Origin of the sequence: Campylobacter sp. RKI_CA19_01121 (genome assembly GCF_025771295.1) — a bacterium.
Taxonomy (GTDB): domain Bacteria; phylum Campylobacterota; class Campylobacteria; order Campylobacterales; family Campylobacteraceae; genus Campylobacter_D.
The window spans coordinates 103,765-123,953 of sequence record NZ_JAKMQA010000002.1 but is presented as its reverse complement, the minus strand read 5'-3'; the positions used below and the strand labels follow the sequence as shown (position 1 = coordinate 123,953).

Genomic DNA, 20,189 nt, shown 5'->3' with positions numbered 1-20,189 from the left:
TATTTTATTACAAGGAAAAGCCATGGAATATAGAATCGAACACGATACTATGGGAGAGATTAAAGTTCCTAATGATAAATATTGGGGTGCACAAACTGAAAGAAGTTTTGAAAATTTTAAAATTGGTTGTGAAAAAATGCCAAAAGTTTTAATTTATGCTTTTGCAAATCTTAAAAAATCTTTGGCTTTAGTTAATAACAAACTTGGCAAATTAGACGATGCTAAAAAAGATGCTATTGTGCAAGCTTGCGATGAAATCGTAGCAGGAAAATTTGACGATAATTTCCCACTAGCAATATGGCAAACAGGTTCAGGCACTCAAAGTAATATGAATATGAACGAAGTTATAGCAAATCGTGCTACTGAAATTATGGGTGGTGATTTTAGAAAAGAAAAACTTGTTCATCCAAATGATCATGTAAATATGAGCCAAAGCTCAAACGATACCTTTCCAACTGCTATGAGCATAGTTTCAGTAGAACAAGTAGAAAAAAAACTTATCCCTGCTTTAGATGAGCTTATTGCGACTTTTGAAAAGAAAGTAAAAGAATTTGAAGGGATTATTAAAATAGGAAGAACTCACCTTCAAGATGCTACACCACTTACCCTAGCTCAAGAATTTAGTGGATACCTTTCTATGTTACTTCACTCAAAAGAGCAAATCATCGCTTCTTTGCCTACATTAAGAGAGCTTGCAATAGGTGGGACAGCTGTTGGCACAGGATTAAATGCACATCCAGAACTTAGTGAAAAAGTAAGCGAGGAATTAAGCAAGCTTTTAGGCACTAAATTTGTTTCAAGTCCAAATAAATTCCATGCACTAACAAGCCATGATGCTATTAATTTTACCCATGGAGCTATGAAAGGCTTAGCTGCAAATTTAATGAAAATAGCAAATGATATTAGATGGCTAGCAAGTGGCCCTAGATGTGGTCTTGGAGAGTTAAACATACCTGAGAATGAACCAGGAAGTTCCATCATGCCAGGTAAGGTTAATCCTACTCAATGTGAAGCTTTAACTATGGTTGCAGTGCAAGTTATGGGAAATGATGCAGCTATTGGTTTTGCAGCAAGCCAAGGAAATTTCGAGCTTAATGTTTTTAAACCTGTGATTATTTATAATTTCTTGCAAAGCCTTGATTTATTAGCTGATGCTATGCATTCATTTAATATCCACTGTGCTGTTGGCATAGAGCCAAATAAAGAAAAAATAGATCATAATTTACATAATTCTTTAATGCTAGTGACTGCATTAAACCCACACATTGGCTATGAAAACGCAGCTAAAGTAGCTAAAAATGCTCACAAAAAAGGTATTTCTTTAAAAGAAAGTGCTATGGAGCTTGGCTTGGTAAGTGAAGAAGACTTTGCTAAATTTGTAGATCCTACAAAAATGATAGGACCAAAAAAATAATCAAAAGACTAGGAATAATCCTAGTCTTTTCTTAAGGGTTAGTATGATTTATGAAAATGATTATTTATTTATAGAAAAAGAAAATTCTCAAATTCCTTGGGTGAAAATTTTTACTAAAGAAAATTACAGAGAATTAAGTGATTGCCCAGCCTTTTTGCAAAATATGCTTTTTCAATATGTTTTAGCTTGCGAATTAAGCCTTAGAGAGTACTATAACCCAGAAAAAATCAACATAGCTTCCTTTGCAAACTATGTACCAAGAGTGCATTTTCATGTTATGGCACGGTTTAAAGAAGATGGGTTTTTTCCTGAATGCATGTGGGGAAAACAGCAAAGAGAAATTAAGGATTTAAATTTACCTGACTTTGAAGAATTTATATCAATTTTACTTAACAAAATAAAAAATATTCATGTTTAAAAAATTTATTAATTCTAGCTATATAGCTTTATTACATCATCCACTTGGAGTTATTTTTTATTTATGTTTTTGGTTTTTTGTAGCATTTTTTAATGATTCATACCAAACTAGTATTTTTTTACTTTTAACCCTATTTATAATTTTTTGTGAAACATTCACTGAATCAAAAAGCAATTTAATACAAAATTATAAAAGTTTGAAAAATTTATGGGTTGGATTTTTTGGGCTAATTTTTTATATATTTTTAAATTTTATTTTTAAAGATGGTATAGAAAATTATTTAATATTTTTTACTAATAATTCTTTGTATATTTCCTTAACAACAGCTCTTATAGCTTTAGTATGTGCAAGAAAATTATATGATTTTAATTATTTTCATCATTTTTTAGCTGCCATTTCTTTTAGTATAAGCTTTTGGTTCATTTTTGGTATATTTTTGGCTATATTTTATGGTTCATTTGATTTTTTATTTGATATTTCTTCAAGCATGTTAGATTCTTGTGTTTTATCATTATGGCTTTGTAGTGCTGGAATTTTTTCTTTATTTTTACTTGGCAATTTTACTTCATACAATTTTCATAAAATTTTTGTTTTTATACTAAATACTTTTAGTATTTTATATCTAATCATGCTTTTTATCTATGGTTTAGGAGCATTATTTAATCTTTTAGAAAATCTTAGTATAGTTCATTTATGTCTTTGGTTTGGTAGTTTTTTATTAATTAATCTTTGGATAAATTTATCTTTTTATAAAATCAAAAAATCATTACTTTATGCCTTTTTTATTGTGGTACTATCACTAAATATTTTCGTATTTTATGCTATTATAATTAGAATTACACAATATGGCTTTACGCCAGAACGCTTAGCAGTATTAGCTTTAAATTTATGGCTTTTGATTGCAAATTATCTAAGCGTGTTTAAACAAAAAATAGCATTAAAATTTTCTTTTTATCTACTTGCACTTATGGCGCTATTTTTAGGATTTTTTGCAAATTACATAAGCTTCTCTTCACAAAAATATCAATTGCAAAAATTAGAAATCTCTATACATTCTTTAAATCTTGACTATATTCAAAGCAGGCAATATTATAATCAAATTAAAAGTATCAAAAACACCTTGCATAATCTTAATAAAAATTATAATAATAATTATAGTTTTGATGATTTTTTAAAAACTTATAATTTAACTCATTTAAAACCACAAAAGATAGAATTTCACAATATGTCCAAAAAATTTCATCCAAAATACTCTAAATTAAAAGAAAATTACGATGAAGTATTATTTGATTTTGTTGCTAATTCAAGCGACTTTAAATATTTTATGAAGATTGATGATAATACCTTATATTTTTTACTTCAGGAAAAAGAACTTTTAAAGCTTGAAAATTTTGACAAAATCTTAAAAAATTATCAGAAAAATTCACAATTAAGCTACAAACTTAACAATAACTCATCTTTGATTTTTATCCCTTTGGAGTTTAACATTAATATAAAAGGTCAAATAACTTTTTTCAAAACTCATATTTTCATTAAAAATACCAAATAGACTTTATTTATGCAAATTTTCAAATCTGCACAAATAATAAATCACACAAAGCTTAATTCCAAATTTGCCACCATTTTTTATTTTGCTGTTTTAATTTTTGCATTAAAATATTTTGATTTTTTAATGCAAATTCATTTTCTTCATCAAGCTTTAATAATTCTTTAGTACACTCTAAAGCTTGCTCGTATTCTTTTAGCTCTTCTAAACACTGAATTTTTCCCACCAAAGCATCAGTATTTTCTTTTGTTATCTTTAAGCAATCTTCATAACATTGCAATGCATCGTGAAAATCACCTAAATTTCTTAAACACTCTGCCTTATAATAATGTGTCCAATTTTGACTTTCATCTAAATTTAAAGCCATATTAAGATATTTTATAGCTTCTTTAAAATCTTGCGAATACACTTTAACTGCACCCATAAAATGATAACACTCATATGATTTTGGTTCAAGCTCACTTGCTTTTTTTGCCGCTTCAAAGCTTTCATCATATTTTCCTAAAAAGCTTAAAATTTGTGCTTTTTCTATCCAATACTCCCCAACATCATCAATTATTTTTAAGCATTCATTGATATCTTTTAAGGCTTCATTATATTTTTCAAGATTTCTTTTACATTTTGCTCTATGAAAATATGATTCATCATCTTCTTCATTACTTAAAATCACACTATCGTAACATTTTATAGCTTCTTCAAACATATAAAGATCTTCATAACAAAGCCCCTTATAATACTTTGCTCCATTATGATTTTTATCAATTTTTAAAGCCTTGTTTAAATCTTCTATAGCTTCTTCTTCTAAGCTTAAATTATATTTAGCAATTCCTCGCCAAAAATAAAGTTTAAAATTATTTTTATCCACCTTGTGTGCTGCATTACAATAAGCTATTAATTCTTCATAAGATTCAAGCTCTTTTGCACAATATGCTCTTTCAAATAATACATCTTTTAAATCAATATAATCTTTATATGTTTTTATAAGCTCATTGTATTCATCCATAGCTTCTTGAAATCTTTCAAGTCTACTTTTAATCCAAGCTCTTTGAGAAAGAGAATTAACATAATCTTGGGTATTATTTTGCTTTTTATAATATTTAACAGCTAATTCGCTATCTTCTAAAGCTTCCTCATATTTTTCAAGATCAGATTTTAAATAAGCCCTATTAAAAAACACATCAGGATATTCTTTTTGATATTTCAAAGCTTTTTCATAACTTATCAAAGCTTCATCATATTTGTCTATTTCATATAAACTATTACCCAAATGATAAAAACCATAAGGAACTGCTTGTTCAAGTTCTGCCAATTCTGATGGAGTAAAATCATGCTTTCTTGCTCTTTCTTGATAATATTTAGCTGCTAAGTCAAAATCTTCTATAGCCTCTTCAATCATTTTTAGGTTAATTTTAGTATTGCCTCTATTAATATATGCTTGAGCGTATTCTTCATAAAGCTCAATTGTTTTATCATAATATTTCAAAGCTTGTTCATAATCTTTTAGATCATACAAAACTCTAGCTAATGCAAAACATGGATATTGTAAATTTTCATCTAATTCAATTGATTTTTTAAAAGCATCTATTGATAATTCTATCTTTTCTAGATCTTTATAAATATGTCCCAAAATCAAATATGCCATTGCGTTTTCATTGTCTAATTCAATAGATTTTAAACAATCTTGCAAAGCTCCTTCTAAATCATCAACCTTGCGTTTATTATTAGCCCTTTTATAATACGCATCAGCAAAACTCTCATCTTGCTCAATCATCTTAGTAAAAAATTCTATAGCTTTTTGATAATCTTCCAAATTCTCACAAGCTACACCTTGATAATAAAAAATCTGCGAGGATTCAAATCCTAAATCTTGAGACTTTTTAAAATCAATCAAAGCTTGTTTTGGATCAATACTAAGCAAAGTAATGGCTCTAGTATAATAAGCCATATAATATTCTGGAGCTAAATCAATACAAGTTTGTAAATCTTTTAAAGCTTTTGTGTGCTCATCTAAAAGTATATAAACTCTAGCCCTATTAAAATATGCTAAATAATATGCATTATCTAGCGCTATAGTTTTATTAAAAGCCAAAAGTGCTTCTTGTAATAAATCTAATTTAAAATTACATAGACCCAAAAGATTAAATAAAAATACATTACTAGGATCAAATTCTACAGCTATGGTTACATCTTTAAGTGCTTCTTGAAATTTCAAACAATTAAATCTACAAAGCGCTCTATTATGGTAAGCTTCTAAAAGCAAACGATGTTTGTCCTCATCATCTATAAAAATCATTTTACCATCTTGAGCAAGCGCAACCTCGCCTTTGCAAAAAGCTATAAGTTCACTTAAAACCTCATCGCATTTTTCAAATTCTGAATTTTCAAAATATTCTTTAGCTAAATCTGATAATTCAGTGATTAGATTATCCAAATCTTAATCCTAGTTTTGATTTTCTTTATTTAGACTTTTTAAAAATTCTTCTATATTATATTTTGCTCTATAAGTTTCACTCATTAAGTGAATCAAAATATCACCTAAATCAAGCACAGTCCATTCTTCACTACTTTCTATATTTAAAAACTCTTCACCCTTGCTTTTAAGATTAGTTTTTAAATCATCAATCAAAGAAAGCGCATGTCTTTCTCCCATAGTAGTAGCAATCACTACAAATTTAACAAAATAATCCCTATCTTGCATATCAAAAGTTTCTATTAAATCTGCTTTTTTATCATCTAAAATCTGTACTATATTATTAATTCTTTCTTGCATTATTTTCCTTTTGTTAAATATTTTTAAATTTAGAATAATAAAGCTTAACTTCTTCTTTGATTTGCTCACAAACTTGCGATGTTTGCAAGGTTTCTCTTATAAAAGAAGAAGAGATATTTACTTTAGTATCTAAAGTTTTAAAATGTTTTGGTATAAAAATACCATCTCTTTTGGCTACAACAAATTCTACCAAATTTTGCAATCTTTCAAATTCATGCCATTTTTCAAGACTTTGTAAATGATCAGCTCCCAAAATAAGATAAAATTTAGAAATTTCATATTGCTTATGCAAAAAATCAACACTTTCTATACTAGGCACAGGTCTTTGCTTTTTTATTTCAAAATCACAAATTTCAACTTTTTCCAAACCTCCCCAAATCATCTCACACCATTTTAAGCGTCTTTGCTCATTTGCGGTAAATTCTTGCTTAAAGGGGCTAATAAAAGTTGGCATAATAATGAGTTTATCAAGCTCTAAATTTGCTAGTGCATTAAAGACTATAGCATTATGCCCTAAATGGGGTGGATCAAAACTGCCACCAAAAAGTGCGATTTTCATTAAAATTTAACCTTTTTTTAGTAGAATTTTACCTACTTAATCATAAAAAGGAAATGAAAATGGCTGTAAAAGTTGCAATAAATGGTTTTGGACGCATTGGAAGATGTGTTGCAAGAATTATTATGAAGCGCGATGATATCGAACTTGTAGCGATTAATGATACTACTGATATAGAGCTTACTAAATATCTTTTTAAATATGACACTGTTCATGGGGTATACGATGGTAGTGTTGAAAATGATGGTGATGATTTAATAATTGATAATAAAAAAATAAAAGTTTTAAAAAGCAGAAATGTAGCGGATTTAGACTTTGCAAAATATGGTGCACAAATTGTTTTAGAGTGTACTGGTGCACACTTAACTATGGAAAAATGTCAAGGATTTTTAGATCATGGGGTGCAAAAAGTTATCATGAGTGCACCTGCAAAAGATAAAACTCCAACTTATGTTTTAGGAGTAAATGCTCACGAATATAAAGGCGAAAACATCATCTCAAATGCAAGTTGTACTACTAACTGCTTAGGTCCAATTTGTAGAGTTTTACAAGATAATTTTGGCATAGAAAAAGGCTTAATGACTACTATACATGCCTACACAAACGGACAAAGCATTATTGATGCAAAAGCAAGAGATAAAAGAAGATCACGTGCTGCTGCGCAAAATATCATTCCTACCTCAACTGGTGCAGCAAAAGCTATGAAGCTTGTTATGCCTGAGCTTGATGGAAAATTACACGGTCAAAGTATGCGTGTACCTGTAGCTGATGTATCAACTGTGGATTTAACTGCAACTTTAAAGAAAAAAGTAAGTAAAGAAGAAATCAACGAAGCCTTTAGAAAAGCAGCTGCTAGCAATTTAAAAGGTATATTATTAGTAGATGATGAAGAAAGAGTTTCAAGTGATTTTATAACTTGCTCTTATGGTGCGATTGTAGCAAGCGATTTAACTCAAGTTATTTGTGATGATTTTGTTAAAGTGGTTGCTTGGTATGATAATGAATGGGGATATTCTTCTCGTTTGGTAGATATGGCAGTATTTGTAGCAAAGGCTTAAGATGAGTAGTATTTTATCGATTAAAGATATTAATCTTGCAAAGAAAAAAGTGTTTATTAGATGTGATTTTAATGTTCCTCAAGATGAGTTTTTAAATATCACTGATGATCGTCGTATTCGCTCGGCTATCCCTACTATAAGATATTGTTTAGACAATGGCTGTGCAGTTATTTTAGCTTCACATTTAGGGCGTCCAAAAGAAATAGCTTCAAAATATTCTTTAGAGCCGGTTGCAAAAAGACTTGCACGCTTAATGGCTAAAGAAGTCATTATGGCTAAAGATGTTATAGGTGAAGATGCAAAGAAAAAAGCTAGTGAATTAAAATCAAGTGAAATTTTGCTTTTAGAAAATTTACGCTTTGAAAAGGGTGAAACTAAGAATGATGAAAACTTAGCTAAAGAACTTGCTTCTATGGCTGATGTTTATATTAATGATGCTTTTGGGGTTTGTCATAGAGCCCATGCTAGCGTTGAAGCTATTACAAAATACTTTGATAATACAAACAAAGGTGCGGGATTTTTACTCCAAAAAGAAATAGAATTTGCAAGCAATCTTATCAAACACCCTGCGCGTCCTTTTGTGGCTGTAGTAGGTGGTTCTAAAGTAAGTGGAAAATTGCAAGCTTTGACTAACTTACTTCCAAAAGTAGATAAGCTCATCATAGGTGGAGGTATGGCCTTTACTTTCTTAAAAGCTCAAGGTTATGATATAGGAAATTCTCTCTTAGAAGAAGATTTAATTGAAGAAGCAAATAAAATCTTGCTCAAAGGTAAAAATCTAGGGGTGAAAATTTATCTTCCTGTGGATATTACAGCAGCACAAACTTGCTCTCAAGAAGCAGTAATGAAATACACTCCTGTGCAAGAAATTCCTGCGGGTTGGATGGGACTTGATATAGGTCCTGCTAGTGTAAGGTTGTTTAAAGAAGCACTTTCTGATGCTCAAACTATATGGTGGAATGGACCTATGGGGGTTTTTGAAATCGATAAATTCTCAAAAGGTAGCATTAAAATGAGTCATTATATTAGCGAATCTCATGCAACAACTGTAATAGGTGGTGGCGATACTGCTGATGTCGTAGCAAGAGCAGGTGATGCTGATGAGATGACTTTCATTTCAACCGGTGGTGGAGCATCATTAGAGCTTATAGAAGGAAAAGAACTTCCTGGTGTAAAACCTTTGACTATAAAGGATAATGAATGATTTTTGCAGCAAATTTAAAGTGTAATCATACAAGATCAAGCTTTGAACTTTACGCTCAAGAATTAAATCAAAATTTAAACAAAGAAGATGAAGTTTTCATCTTCCCTCCTAGCATAGCTTTCTTAAAAGACAATTTTTCATTTCAACAAGGCGCGCAAAATTTCTACCCTTGCGAAAATGGAGCATATACTGGAGAAATAGGTAAAATTCACTTAGAAGAATTTAATATCAAAAGCGTTTTAATAGGCCATTCTGAAAGAAGAGCTTTAAAGGAAGATGAAAGCTTTTTAAAGGCTAAATTTGACTTTGCAAAAAATCTTGATTTTAATATCATTTATTGCATAGGCGAAAGCTTAGAAACTAAAAATGCCAACAAAAGCTTGGATTTTTTAAAAAAACAAATTGAAAATATTGATTTATCTTATAAAAAACTTATCATAGCTTATGAGCCTATTTATTCTATAGGCACAGGAGTTAGTGCTAATCTTGATGATATCAACACTATACTTAATTTCTTAAGAGAATTTACTAATGCTAAGCTTTTATATGGCGGAAGTGTTAATCAAAGCAATATTAAAGAAATTTGCGCTTTAAAAAATTGCGATGGAGTATTGATAGGTTCAGCTGCATTAAATGCAAATGATTTTTTAAATATGATACAAATAACTAAAGGTTAAAAAATGTCTTTGGGTAATGAAGAATTAAAAAGCATATTAGAGCATAAAATCGCTCTATTAGAAAACTCTCGCAAAGAAGAAAAAAATATCTCATTAGAGGCTGTAAATTCTATCATTAAAATTTTAGGTTTACCAAATGAATTTAGCCCTTTGGCGCATAGATATTTTCAACTTCACACCCCACCTAGTCTCATATGGCTTCATTTAAGTGAATGCACAGGGTGTAGCGAGAGCTTACTTAGAACTTCATTGCCAGATTTTTTGGATTTAATTTTTGATTTTATTTCCTTAGAGTATCATGAAACCTTTATGAGTGCTAGCGGACATCAAGCAGAATCACATTTAGAGGAAGTTTTAGAAAAAAAAGATTTTCTTTTAGCTGTTGAAGGTGGAGTTTGTGCTATAGATCCTTTTTATCTAACCATAGGAGCACATGGTGAAAATGGATATGAAATTTTACAAAAATGTGCTAAAAATGCTAAAACAATCTTTGCTATGGGAACTTGCTCAAGCTATGGAGGAATTCAAGCTGCACATCCAAATCCTACCAAAAGCATAGGAATTTCTAAAGTCTTAGAAGAAAAAGTAATCAATATACCAGGTTGTCCCCCAAGTGATGTAAATATCATCGCAGCACTTTGTTTTTATATATTATTTGAGCAAGATATGGCTTTAGATGAGCAAAATAGACCTTTAGCCTTTTATGGTAAATGCTTGCATGATTTATGCGAAAGAAAAGCTAAATTTGAAGCAGGAAATTTTGCTCAAAGTTTTGATGATGAAAATATAAAACAAGGTTATTGTCTTTTTAAAGTAGGTTGCAAAGGACCTTATGCTTACAATAATTGTCCTAAGGTTAAATTTAACTCCAAAACCTCTTGGCCGGTAGCTGCAGGACATGGATGCATTGCTTGTAGTGAAGAAAATTTTTGGGATGATTTTGGTTTTTATGAAAAACCTATGAGTAATGAATTTGCTTATAATGATTTTTCTATTTTATTAGATGATAAAATAGTCCATAATAGTTCTATCAATGAGCTTAATTCAAATAATATTTTACTAGATTTAGAAAGTGATACTAGTGGGATTTTTTATCAAAATGATACAAAGATTAATTTTTTAGATTTTAGTTTTGAAGTTAATCCTAAAGTTTTCTTAAATAATTTTGCAAAAACCAAAATGGCTATGACTTTAGTGCAAAATTACCAAGAGCAATTTAAAACATATTATGATTTTATACAAGAAAATTACGATGATGAAAGTAAAACTAGCAATAATATCTTAGACTTATTTTATTTTATATATCCATTTATTAGCGGAAAAAAATTAAACCATTTAGATGAGTTTTTAGATCTTGCTTTAGCTTATAAGTTTAAACATCCTAGCAAATTTGATTTTAAAACCACAATTAATGAACAAGCAAAGCTTGATGTTTCTAAATCTATGCGTATGCCTTTAATTTATATTCTAGGTGGCTTAGACAAAGAAGCCATTGCCTTTGGGTTGATTTTTTCTTTAAAAGAACATTTAAAACAAGCTTTAAAAGCATGCAAAAAGACACATAGCAAAGAGCAAATTTTAATATGTGCAAAAAACGAAAAATTATTAAAATTATTTTGGGATTTAACGAGCATTTAAAGACTTAATGCTAAAATATTTATCTCCCTAAATATTTGAAATTTGCAAAGTGCGAAAACTTTGCAAATTTATTCAAGATTTGGTTATTTTGACGATATAACCTTATCTTTACTTGAAAGGAAAAGCTATGCAAATTTCTAGCTACAATTCTCAAAATTTTTCTATGGATATTAAAACAAAAAATGGCAATCATCTTTCTTTTTCTATGTATGATAAAAAAGAAGCAAAATTAGATAAAGATGAAAATTCAGCATCTTTGAGTTTAAGAAATCAATTTGGTTTTTCATTTTCATATAGTGGAACTAAACTTTCACAAGAAGAAATTGAAGAAATAAAAGAAGCAGTAGCCAAAGTACAACCTCAAATTGATGAATTTATGAAAAACTCAAGAGTTGGAACTTTAAAACCAAAAGAGCTCATTACCACTGCAATGAAAATTGGCGATGCCTTACCTGAACCAAAAAATGAAGAACATAAAAAGGCTACTTTACATGAATTATTTAATACCATGGATAAGAGTTTAAACAAAGAAATGAATAAAACTGATCTTGAAGATATTAAAAAGCAAATTTTCCAAGATAGCACTAAATTACTAGAAGAAATTTGGGAACAATACAACAAACAAAAAGAACAAAAAGAAGAAGACAATAAAGAATTTGGATTTTATGCTTAAAAAAGGAAATAACATGGAAGTAAAAGATATTTTAAAAAGCATGCTAGAACTCCAGCAAAAACTAAATGATGATACCAATGGTATAGGATGGGAAAATGGCTATACGAAAGAAGGTAAATTGATTAGTTTTAGAAGATGTATTTATATGGAGTGTGCTGAGCTTATTGATTCTTTTGCTTGGAAACATTGGAAAAGCATACACACTCCTGCAAACTGGGACAATGTGCGCATTGAAATAGTGGATATATGGCATTTTATTTTAAGTTTGATTTTAGAAGAATACAAAGAAAAACAAATAGATGATAAAAATTTCATAGCAGAGGAAGTTTCTTCTGTAACTTTTTTTGATGACTTTTGCAAAGAAACTTCTAATCCCAATGAAGCAGATATCTATGGAATTTTAAATGATATTGAGCTTATTATCCACAAATGCAGTGGTTTTGATTATGATTTAGGTGAACTTTTGAGTGCATATTTTGTTTTAGCTAGAAAATGTGGTTTAAATTTCTTTGAGCTTTATAAAACCTATATTGGAAAAAATATATTAAATCAATTTAGACAAGAAAATGGCTACAAAGAAGGCACTTATAAAAAAACTTGGAATGGCACAGAAGATAACGAAGTTTTAAATCAAATTTTAAAAGAAACACTAGATTATAAAGAAATCTATCAAAAACTTCAAGAAAATTACAATCAAATTAAATGAATATACTATACCTAAGCTTGCAAGATTTTCTTAGCAAGCCTTTTTTAAAATTCTCAACTTTGCCTTTTTTAATCAGCTTGGTTATTTTTGCCCTGCTAGTATATTATAGTTATGATGTATTTTTTTCTTATATTGAAGATGTGGTTAGTGGCTCTTTTATGGCTTGGTTTTTTAGTTTTTCTATAGTGCAATTTTCACTTGCATTTTTAAGTGCTATAGGAGGATTTTTTATAGTAGTATTTGCCTCTGTATTTTTTACTATGTTTATAATTTCCTTTTTAACTCCTTATATAGTCAAAAAAATCAACCAAAAATACTACAACTATTCTATGCAAAAAGAAGTAAATTCTTTAGAAATTTTACTTAAAACATTCAAATTTTTACTCATCTCATGCGTATTATTTGTAGTAGCTACTTTCTTGTTAATTATACCTTTTGTTAGCATTGTGATTTATTATGGAGTATTTTATTATTTATTTCACAAACTTTTATTACTAGATGTATTAAGCAATGTCTTAGATAAAAACAATTTTGATGATTTTTATAAAAATTCATCACCATTATATTTTAAAATTATCACCTTAGTCTTTTTTGCTTTATCAAGCATACCTTTACTTGGTTTATTTTTACAAGTATTTTATATAATCTTCTTAACCCACTTAAGTTATCAAAAAATTTTAAAACTTAAAGCCAATAACAATGGATGAAAGAATTAAAAAATTTATCCATTCACAAAAACTTTTAAATTTAAGTATGCTTGATGAGGATGGTGGAGTATATTGCGCAAGCTGTTATTATGCTTTTGATGATAAAAATTTAGCTTTAATTTTTGCTAGCGAAGAACATACTAAACATATTCAACTTGCCTATAAATCCCCTAAAGTAGCAGTTAATATAGCGCTAGATACAGATATTATTAATCTTATCAAAGGAGTGCAAATCAAAGCTCTTTTTCAAAAAGCCACCAAAGAGCAAGAAAGAATATACTATAAAAAATTTCCCTTTGCAAAACTTGCACAAGCTTGTATTTTCGCTTTAAATATACAATGGGCAAAATACACTGATAATAAAATTTTACTTTCCAAAAAATTAGAATTTTCTCTTTAAAATACTTTTAAAATATATTGTATTTTTAATAAAACCTAATATTATTTATAAATTTTTAAATATTTTTTTAATAAAATCATATAATTTACCATAGTAGTAAAACTTTAAATTTTTAACTTTTCAAGGAGAAAAAATGTTCTCATCTACCAAAAAATATTTACTAGGTAATTTTTCCAACAAAATTGCCTTTTTGGTTTGTATTTTTGTTATAGTTTTATTATGTGTTTTAGGTGTTTTTAATTATATTAAATCAAAATCTAATAGCCATACTTTGTTAGTTCAATTTCAACAAAAAGTTGCTTTTGATGTAAGTAAAAGATTTGATTTATATGCAAGTGATAGACGTAATATAATTAATTCTTTAACAAAATATATCAAAGAAAACAAGCATAATCTTAATTCAAAACAATACACTAGCTTGTTAAAATCCATAGGAGATTCTTTAGGTTTTGACTTAACTTATGTAGGATTTGAAGATGGCTCTATGTTTAGATCAAATGGTAACAACCAAACTCCAGAAAGTGGATATGATCCTAGAACTAGAGGATGGTATAAAGAAGCCAAAGAAAAAAAAGAGTTAATTGTCACAGAACCATACATATCTTCTAGCATGAAAAAACCTACTATTTCTTATGCCAATCCTATTATAGAAAATGGTGAAGTTATAGGTGTAGTTGCGGCTGATTATGATTTAAAAAAATTCTCAGAAGAAGTTTTAGCTATAGGTAAAACACCTTATTCACATGCTGCTGTTTTAGCCCACGATGGAACCTATCTTTTTCACACTGATCCTTCTAAAATTTTAACCTCAACCAATACAAGTAAAGATATTGTTGCATATTATCTTAAAACACCAGAAGGTGCAAATAGAAGTCTTTCAAAAGATATTTTTAAAATTCAAACAAAAGAAAATGAAACTAGAGCTTTAATTTGTAATGGTGGAATTAATCCAAAATATGTTATCTGTTCTATAGCTGATTATGATTTTTACAATGATGCAGCTAAACAAACACTAATGGAACAAATTATTATTTCCTTGATTGCTATTTTTTTCACTTTGATTTTTATTAGAATGATTATTTCTTACAATCTTAAACCAATTGCGATCATTTCATCAGGATTACATAATTTCTTTAATTATTTAAATCACAAAGATTCTCACTCTCATCCTATTAAGCTTAAAACTCAAGATGAATTTGGAAAAATGGCAGAAGAAATTAATGAAAACATTGAGATCATTAAAGAAGCTCTAAACAAAGATGCAAAAGCCATTGAAGAATCTGTCAATATTGCTAAAAAAATAGAAACAGGTGAGCTTGATTTGCATATTAGCTCTCATGCTAACAACCCTCAAATTCAAGAATTAATGAAAGTGTTAAATAGTATGCTTACAACTTTACAAAGAAAAATTGGCAGTAATTTAAACGAAATTTTAGCTGTATTTGATAGCTACAAACGCTTAGATTTCACAGCAACCATTAATGCACCAAAAGGCGATATTGAAAAGGCTATAAATTCTCTTGGAGATGAAATAAAAAACATGCTTACACAATCACTTCACCAAGGAGAATTACTCAACCAAAAGGCCGAAGCACTCAAACAAAGCATGCAAGAACTTACAAATGATGCTACACATCAAACCTCATCACTGCAAGAAAGCGCAAGAGCTTTAGAGCAAATGAACTCAGCTATGAGTGAAATTTCCATTAAAACACAAGATGTAGTAAAACAAAGCAATGATATCAAAAATGTAACTACAGTAATTTCAGATATTGCTGATCAAATTAACCTACTTGCATTAAATGCAGCTATTGAAGCAGCACGTGCTGGTGAACATGGACGTGGCTTTGCTGTTGTTGCTGATGAAGTTAGAAATCTAGCTGAAAGAACTCAAAAGTCTTTAGGTGAGATTGAAGCTAATACTAATATCTTAGCCCAGTCAATAAATGATATGGGTGAAGCCATAAAAGAAGAAGCAGATGATATTAGTCAAATCAATGAATCAGTAGCTACTATAGAAAAACTCACACAACAAAACTCTCAAACAGCTATGCAGACTAATGCTATTGCAAATGAAGTAGATTCTTTAGCACAAGATATGCTAAGTGAAACTAAAAAAAGAAAATTTTAAACATAAAGATGCCTAAAAGGCATCTAATTTTTAAGAAAAAGAAGGTTTAATTTGCTCTAACCAAGCATCAATTCTACTTTCTGTTAAATCCTCATGATTATCATTATCTAATGCTAGTCCTACAAACTTATCACCTTCTACAGCTTCACTTGATTCAAAAGTATAACCACCCGTAGAAACAGCACCTACCAAATTTGCACCCGCTGCTTTTAAAGCTTGAGCAAGTTTTCCCATAGCACTGCAATATGTATCTGAATAGCTTTCACTATCTCCCATACCAAAAACCGCAACAGTTTTACCACTAAGATTTAAAGCTGAAAAATCAAAACCATCCCAATCATCTTGAAAATCACCACTTCCCCAAGTAGAAGTTCCGCAAATTAATTTATCATAAGAATTAATTTTCTCTGCATCAATATCTGCGATATTTAATACATCTGAAATTCCTAATTTTTGAGCGATCATGTTTGCCGCACCTTCGGTATTACCCATTGAACTACCATAAATTACTGCTATTGACATTTAACATCTCCTTAAAATTTGATTATTAATAGTATAGGGAACTAATTTTAGCAAAGTTTTATTATTTTCGCATAAAAAATGTCTTATTTCTTCATATTGAGTGAAATTTTTATTTCTTGGATACACAATATAAAATCTTTCAAAAGAATTTTCTTTTATAAATTGCAAAGCAAGCTCTATATCTTTATCACTATCTTTACAAAATAAAGGCATGACTGCCATTTTTTCATTAATGATAATGATATTTTTATAAATCTTTACTTTGGATTTGGTATTACTTTTGCAAATTTTATCATATACAAAAGCCTCAAAAGCAACTTGTAAAGGCAAAGTAAAACTAGGTGATAAGAACACATTTTGTATTAATTTTGCTAAAGTATATTTTGGCATCTTTGCTTCAAGTTGTATTTGATTTAAATTTCCTTCTTTATAAGCTTTGATGATTTTATGAGAATATGGACAAAATTGTTTTATTTTGCTAAATCTCAAAGTCCTTTCTATGCTCATATTTTGAATTTTTAACTCAAAAATATTTCTTAAACAGTCAGCTTTTTTTGCATAGATATAAGGTATTTTTAGATCATCTTCAACTAAAGAATTATATAAATTTAAAAAAATATGATTAATACTTTTTTGTTCTAAATCTCTAAATATTTTAGGTATAAAATCCTCTTTTTCATTAAATCCAAACATACACTAAGCCTTCTTTGCGCACTCATAGGTTTGATCAAGTCCAAAAACCTTACAATATTCACAATACACACAACTCACACTGCGTTTAGCACAAACTAAAGGTATATTGCGTTTTTTTGCCTCTGTTTTGATTTTTTTCATAGTATTATGATTTAAAAAACTAGTAAGCATAACTATACATTCAGTATTTTGTGGAATGGGTTTTCTATTTACCCTATTTTCATTTCTAGCATCCCAATGCTCTATGCTTTTTGCACCTAGGTTTGTCAAAACTGCTTTTATTGGGGTTATTTCATCCGCTCCGATAACCAAAACTGACATTGAGTTTTCCTTTTTATAAAAATGATAATTGTTATTATAATTTATAAAAGATAAATTTTTACTGATACTCAATATCAATTTTTTAAATTATATATTATGAGTTTGTTCAAAGATATCTGTGTGTAAAATTTCTTCTAAAATCACTGTGGCATACGAGCCTTTTTGCAAGAAAAACTCCAAAGTAAAATGAGATTTTTCTTCATCATAATAACCTTTGCAATCTTGCAAATAAGACCACATAAAGCGCCTTGAACCTTGCATTTTATTTTTAAACTCATATGCAAAAGAAAAAATCTCATCTTCTAATTTTTTAGCTAAACCTTCGTTTGCTTCATAAGCTTTAGAGCCTATTAAAAGACCCATCGCGCTAATATCTTTTTGATTAAATCTTTCTACTTCACTTGATAAATCTTCACATATAAAACATTTACCAAAAGGATAATGTCCTAAAACTTCGCCCTTTAAAAGTTTAAAAAACTGCTTTTGATTTTTTAAACTTTTGATTTCTTCTTTTTCTAAACCATAAATTTGTTTTATTTCTTTTTCACTAAAGTCATTAATAAAATGTGACAATTCCACTCTTTTGCTCAAATATCTATTAAAAAGCTCGCTTTGAAAAGCAGAAATCAAAAATTCTTGCATTTTTTTATTTTTGATTTTTTTGCCTTTTAAAATTTCTAGTCCTTGTGAAAAATTATCTTGAAATTTGCCAAAACGCTGATATCCAAAATAATTAGCAAAACCTTGTTCTTGGATATTTTTAAAAGCTTGTTCTATTTTTAAAGCATCTACCTTTGATACTTTTTTTAATCTTATAAAAAATGAATTTCCTTTTAAATGCCCTATTCTAAGTTTATTATCATGATAAAAACTTTCTAAAATTTTCATCTTATCATGTTTAAAATTTTTTAGACTCTCTTCAAATTTTTTAGGCATAGAAATATATTGAAAAGTTAAGCCTTGTTTATCTTTTAAACCACTATAACCAAAATCTCTCATTTTAACACCGCTTTGCTTACTTAAAATTCTCAAAGCCTCGCTAGTGCTTAGATCTTTTTTTTGTATATGTAAAATTAAATGTTCACCTTTACCACTAAATTCATACAAAGGCTTTTCTCTTACTACAAAATCATTACTATTTTTTGAAAAATACACATTTATCGGGCTGTGTTTTAAAGTATATAAGGGCTTAAAAATGATGTTCTCTTCCATAAAATTTATACCTTCCTGTTGTTGTTTTTGCAAAAATATTTAGTTTAATTCTATGCTTTTTTGCCATATTTTGTATAAATGCTTTATGTTTTTTATCAAAAGCAAATAAAATTTCATATTCTTCTGCACTATTTAAGCTAAATTTATCTAATTTTTTAAGGAATTTTATACTAAGTTGGTTTTGAAATAACATTCTTGATAAGTCTTTATTCAAACCATCTGAAATATCCATACTTACTCTAACTTTTTTTGCTATATCATAAAAAAAATTTTGTCTTAAACTAGGTTTTATAAAACGATGTTTAGAATGCAATTTTCCACCGCGAAATAATATATTTAAACCTTTTAAACTCTCACCTAATTTCCCACTAAAAGCAAGTAAATCTCCTTTTTTCAAACCTTTTCTAAAAATAGCCCTTTTATTTACCTTAGAAATAATAGTTATACTAATATTGATTTTATTATCCGCTATGGTATCTCCGCCTATAATTTGTACTCCAAATTCTTTTGCACTATCTAGCAAGCCTTTTTGCAAGGCTTTAACTTGTTTCATATCTAAACATTTTGGCAAAGAAAGTCCTAAAAGAGCGTATTTTGGTGTAGCATTCATAGCAATTGCATCAGAAATATTAACAAGCATAGCCTTTGCTCCAATTTGTTCTAAACTCATCCAAGAGCGCTTAAAATGCACATCTTCACAAAATAAATCTTTAGAATAACAATATCCATCGATTATTGCCCCATCGTCTCCATTGATAGAATTAGCAAAGGCGTTGATAATAAATTTTTCTTTATCCATGTGAATATTTTATACAAAAAGCTTTTAATTTTATATAATAATCAAATTTTTATAAGTTTAAAATGTATATAATGAAAAATAATACCAAGGATAAAATATGCAAATAACTTTAAGAATTTTTCGTTTTGATAAAGATAGTGATTATTTAGCTTATTATAAACCTTATGTTTATGATAGTAAAAATTTTAAAAGTGTTTATGATGTTTTAAGTCAAATTAAAAAAGATGACATATATTTTGATTTTGAAGAAAATCCAGAAAGTTGTATTAAAGTCAATCAAGTTACAATCAGACAAAGAAGAGATTTGAATAATATCATAGAAAGATTTGGCAAAGAACTTACCATAGAACCACTTGATACCAAAAGAGCAACCAAAGATTTAATCATGGATAAAAGTGATTTTTTAGAAAAGCTCGAACTTTTTAAAGGACTTATTGATATACACGATATAGAACTTTATAAACAATATGATTTTTTATATTATACAAGTGAAGTTAGGGAATTTTTACCTGAATATCTTGGCGATAGCTTTTTTGTATTTGCTTATAAAATGCTACTTAAATACCCAGAAAAAGCACCCCAATTTTTAAAATTAGTCGCAGATGAAGAAAAAGGAATTTATTATCACACAAAATTTAAAAATTTTATTTCTTCAAATGAGCTTGATTATGAATCTTATATTAAAGAATTAAAAGTTATGCTTGTAAAATCAGGCCTTGCAAGAAGTATTTTTTAAGGAATGAG

Annotated in this window: 21 protein-coding genes and 1 pseudogene; 14 read left to right on the top strand and 8 right to left on the bottom strand. The window is 28.6% G+C overall.

Annotated features, from left to right (window positions below; genetic code table 11):
- Positions 1 to 22 precede the first annotated feature (22 nt).
- The 3 genes from fumC to L8T90_RS01600 all read left to right on the top strand — a co-directional run bounded on the left by fumC (position 23) and on the right by L8T90_RS01600 (position 3,381).
- Entirely contained in the window at positions 23 to 1,414 is a 1,392-nt protein-coding gene (fumC, locus tag L8T90_RS01610) for a class II fumarate hydratase (protein ID WP_139453887.1), read from the top strand.
- Between the two features lie 43 nt (positions 1,415 to 1,457).
- Entirely contained in the window at positions 1,458 to 1,832 is a 375-nt protein-coding gene (locus L8T90_RS01605) for an HIT family protein (RefSeq protein ID WP_263663842.1), read from the top strand.
- Between the two features lie 196 nt (positions 1,833 to 2,028).
- Complete coding sequence (locus L8T90_RS01600; protein ID WP_263736521.1) at positions 2,029 to 3,381, top strand: hypothetical protein; 1,353 nt, start codon at positions 2,029 to 2,031, stop codon at positions 3,379 to 3,381.
- 52 nt (positions 3,382 to 3,433) lie between these two features.
- Here L8T90_RS01600 and L8T90_RS01595 read toward each other — a convergent pair whose 3' ends face one another.
- The 3 genes from L8T90_RS01595 to nadD are packed head-to-tail and all read right to left on the bottom strand — an operon-like array spanning position 3,434 to position 6,707.
- Complete coding sequence (locus L8T90_RS01595; protein ID WP_263736520.1) at positions 3,434 to 5,809, bottom strand: tetratricopeptide repeat protein; 2,376 nt, start codon at positions 5,807 to 5,809, stop codon at positions 3,434 to 3,436.
- Between the two features lie 9 nt (positions 5,810 to 5,818).
- The gene (gene rsfS, locus L8T90_RS01590) at positions 5,819 to 6,148 is read right to left on the bottom strand and encodes a ribosome silencing factor (RefSeq protein WP_257912880.1); all 330 of its coding nucleotides are present in this window, start codon (positions 6,146 to 6,148) and stop codon (positions 5,819 to 5,821) included.
- A 13-nt stretch (positions 6,149 to 6,161) separates the two neighbouring features.
- On the bottom strand, positions 6,162 to 6,707 hold the full coding sequence (nadD, locus tag L8T90_RS01585) for a nicotinate (nicotinamide) nucleotide adenylyltransferase (protein ID WP_263678587.1): 546 nt from the start codon (positions 6,705 to 6,707) through the stop codon (positions 6,162 to 6,164).
- A gap of 59 nt (positions 6,708 to 6,766) precedes the next feature.
- On the opposite strand from nadD, the gene gap reads away from it, so the two are divergent.
- The 10 genes and pseudogenes from gap to L8T90_RS07910 all read left to right on the top strand — a co-directional run bounded on the left by gap (position 6,767) and on the right by L8T90_RS07910 (position 15,898).
- On the top strand, positions 6,767 to 7,762 hold the full coding sequence (gene gap, locus L8T90_RS01580) for a type I glyceraldehyde-3-phosphate dehydrogenase (RefSeq protein ID WP_039628046.1): 996 nt from the start codon (positions 6,767 to 6,769) through the stop codon (positions 7,760 to 7,762).
- A gap of 1 nt (position 7,763) precedes the next feature.
- Positions 7,764 to 8,966 carry a phosphoglycerate kinase gene (locus tag L8T90_RS01575; protein ID WP_263736519.1) on the top strand — a complete coding sequence of 401 codons (1,203 nt, stop codon included), beginning with the start codon at positions 7,764 to 7,766 and terminating at the stop codon, positions 8,964 to 8,966.
- On the top strand, positions 8,963 to 9,643 hold the full coding sequence (locus L8T90_RS01570; protein WP_263736518.1) for a triose-phosphate isomerase: 681 nt from the start codon (positions 8,963 to 8,965) through the stop codon (positions 9,641 to 9,643). The genes L8T90_RS01575 and L8T90_RS01570 overlap by 4 nt, the downstream gene beginning before the upstream one ends.
- A gap of 3 nt (positions 9,644 to 9,646) precedes the next feature.
- Positions 9,647 to 11,281 carry a hydrogenase small subunit gene (locus tag L8T90_RS01565; protein WP_263736517.1) on the top strand — a complete coding sequence of 545 codons (1,635 nt, stop codon included), beginning with the start codon at positions 9,647 to 9,649 and terminating at the stop codon, positions 11,279 to 11,281.
- A 127-nt stretch (positions 11,282 to 11,408) separates the two neighbouring features.
- Positions 11,409 to 11,954: an ATP-binding protein gene (locus L8T90_RS01560; RefSeq protein WP_263708581.1), complete on the top strand. Its 546-nt coding sequence runs from the start codon at positions 11,409 to 11,411 to the stop codon at positions 11,952 to 11,954.
- Positions 11,955 to 11,967: 13 nt separating this feature from the next.
- Positions 11,968 to 12,660: a dUTP diphosphatase gene (locus L8T90_RS01555; RefSeq protein WP_263736516.1), complete on the top strand. Its 693-nt coding sequence runs from the start codon at positions 11,968 to 11,970 to the stop codon at positions 12,658 to 12,660.
- A complete protein-coding gene (locus L8T90_RS01550; protein WP_263663834.1) occupies positions 12,657 to 13,367 on the top strand; it encodes an EI24 domain-containing protein in 711 nt (236 codons plus the stop codon). Before L8T90_RS01555 ends, L8T90_RS01550 begins: the two co-directional genes overlap by 4 nt.
- The gene (locus L8T90_RS01545; RefSeq protein WP_263663833.1) at positions 13,360 to 13,767 is read left to right on the top strand and encodes a pyridoxamine 5'-phosphate oxidase family protein; all 408 of its coding nucleotides are present in this window, start codon (positions 13,360 to 13,362) and stop codon (positions 13,765 to 13,767) included. The genes L8T90_RS01550 and L8T90_RS01545 overlap by 8 nt, the downstream gene beginning before the upstream one ends.
- 133 nt (positions 13,768 to 13,900) lie before the next feature.
- A pseudogene (locus L8T90_RS07915) lies at positions 13,901 to 14,551 on the top strand (cache domain-containing protein); the annotation flags it as partial.
- Between the two features lie 231 nt (positions 14,552 to 14,782).
- Positions 14,783 to 15,898 (top strand): methyl-accepting chemotaxis protein, encoded by a 1,116-nt coding sequence (locus L8T90_RS07910; protein WP_412174993.1) that lies wholly within the window; start codon positions 14,783 to 14,785, stop codon positions 15,896 to 15,898.
- Between the two features lie 30 nt (positions 15,899 to 15,928).
- Here the strand turns inward: L8T90_RS07910 and fldA are convergent, their stop codons facing one another.
- The 5 genes from fldA to L8T90_RS01515 all read right to left on the bottom strand — a co-directional run bounded on the left by fldA (position 15,929) and on the right by L8T90_RS01515 (position 19,445).
- Positions 15,929 to 16,420 (bottom strand): flavodoxin FldA, encoded by a 492-nt coding sequence (fldA, locus tag L8T90_RS01535; RefSeq protein ID WP_240388293.1) that lies wholly within the window; start codon positions 16,418 to 16,420, stop codon positions 15,929 to 15,931.
- Positions 16,421 to 17,113, bottom strand: a complete 693-nt coding sequence (locus L8T90_RS01530) for a hypothetical protein (protein WP_263736514.1) — start codon at positions 17,111 to 17,113, stop codon at positions 16,421 to 16,423.
- Positions 17,114 to 17,116: 3 nt separating this feature from the next.
- A complete protein-coding gene (locus L8T90_RS01525; RefSeq protein ID WP_012661148.1) occupies positions 17,117 to 17,434 on the bottom strand; it encodes a DUF2325 domain-containing protein in 318 nt (105 codons plus the stop codon).
- A gap of 87 nt (positions 17,435 to 17,521) precedes the next feature.
- Entirely contained in the window at positions 17,522 to 18,655 is a 1,134-nt protein-coding gene (gene truD / locus L8T90_RS01520) for a tRNA pseudouridine(13) synthase TruD (RefSeq protein ID WP_263736536.1), read from the bottom strand.
- A complete protein-coding gene (locus L8T90_RS01515) occupies positions 18,624 to 19,445 on the bottom strand; it encodes a thiamine-phosphate kinase (protein WP_263736513.1) in 822 nt (273 codons plus the stop codon). Before L8T90_RS01515 ends, truD begins: the two co-directional genes overlap by 32 nt.
- A gap of 97 nt (positions 19,446 to 19,542) precedes the next feature.
- On the opposite strand from L8T90_RS01515, the gene L8T90_RS01510 reads away from it, so the two are divergent.
- Positions 19,543 to 20,181 (top strand): DUF5644 domain-containing protein, encoded by a 639-nt coding sequence (locus L8T90_RS01510; protein WP_257396275.1) that lies wholly within the window; start codon positions 19,543 to 19,545, stop codon positions 20,179 to 20,181.
- Positions 20,182 to 20,189: the final 8 nt, after the last annotated feature.

What these genes read in the sequence shown, in the direction of transcription:
- fumC (WP_139453887.1), top strand. Translation starts at nt 23, where the DNA reads ATGGAATATAGAATCGAACACGATACTATGGGAGAGATTAAAGTTCCT.
- L8T90_RS01605 (WP_263663842.1), top strand. Translation starts at nt 1,458, where the DNA reads ATGATTTATGAAAATGATTATTTATTTATAGAAAAAGAAAATTCTCAA.
- rsfS (WP_257912880.1), bottom strand. Translation starts at nt 6,148, where the DNA reads ATGCAAGAAAGAATTAATAATATAGTACAGATTTTAGATGATAAAAAA.
- nadD (WP_263678587.1), bottom strand. Translation starts at nt 6,707, where the DNA reads ATGAAAATCGCACTTTTTGGTGGCAGTTTTGATCCACCCCATTTAGGG.
- gap (WP_039628046.1), top strand. Translation starts at nt 6,767, where the DNA reads ATGGCTGTAAAAGTTGCAATAAATGGTTTTGGACGCATTGGAAGATGT.
- L8T90_RS01575 (WP_263736519.1), top strand. Translation starts at nt 7,764, where the DNA reads ATGAGTAGTATTTTATCGATTAAAGATATTAATCTTGCAAAGAAAAAA.
- L8T90_RS01570 (WP_263736518.1), top strand. Translation starts at nt 8,963, where the DNA reads ATGATTTTTGCAGCAAATTTAAAGTGTAATCATACAAGATCAAGCTTT.
- L8T90_RS01565 (WP_263736517.1), top strand. Translation starts at nt 9,647, where the DNA reads ATGTCTTTGGGTAATGAAGAATTAAAAAGCATATTAGAGCATAAAATC.
- L8T90_RS01560 (WP_263708581.1), top strand. Translation starts at nt 11,409, where the DNA reads ATGCAAATTTCTAGCTACAATTCTCAAAATTTTTCTATGGATATTAAA.
- L8T90_RS01555 (WP_263736516.1), top strand. Translation starts at nt 11,968, where the DNA reads ATGGAAGTAAAAGATATTTTAAAAAGCATGCTAGAACTCCAGCAAAAA.
- L8T90_RS01550 (WP_263663834.1), top strand. Translation starts at nt 12,657, where the DNA reads ATGAATATACTATACCTAAGCTTGCAAGATTTTCTTAGCAAGCCTTTT.
- L8T90_RS01545 (WP_263663833.1), top strand. Translation starts at nt 13,360, where the DNA reads ATGGATGAAAGAATTAAAAAATTTATCCATTCACAAAAACTTTTAAAT.
- L8T90_RS07910 (WP_412174993.1), top strand. Translation starts at nt 14,783, where the DNA reads ATGGAACAAATTATTATTTCCTTGATTGCTATTTTTTTCACTTTGATT.
- fldA (WP_240388293.1), bottom strand. Translation starts at nt 16,420, where the DNA reads ATGTCAATAGCAGTAATTTATGGTAGTTCAATGGGTAATACCGAAGGT.
- L8T90_RS01530 (WP_263736514.1), bottom strand. Translation starts at nt 17,113, where the DNA reads ATGTTTGGATTTAATGAAAAAGAGGATTTTATACCTAAAATATTTAGA.
- L8T90_RS01525 (WP_012661148.1), bottom strand. Translation starts at nt 17,434, where the DNA reads ATGTCAGTTTTGGTTATCGGAGCGGATGAAATAACCCCAATAAAAGCA.
- L8T90_RS01515 (WP_263736513.1), bottom strand. Translation starts at nt 19,445, where the DNA reads ATGGATAAAGAAAAATTTATTATCAACGCCTTTGCTAATTCTATCAAT.
- L8T90_RS01510 (WP_257396275.1), top strand. Translation starts at nt 19,543, where the DNA reads ATGCAAATAACTTTAAGAATTTTTCGTTTTGATAAAGATAGTGATTAT.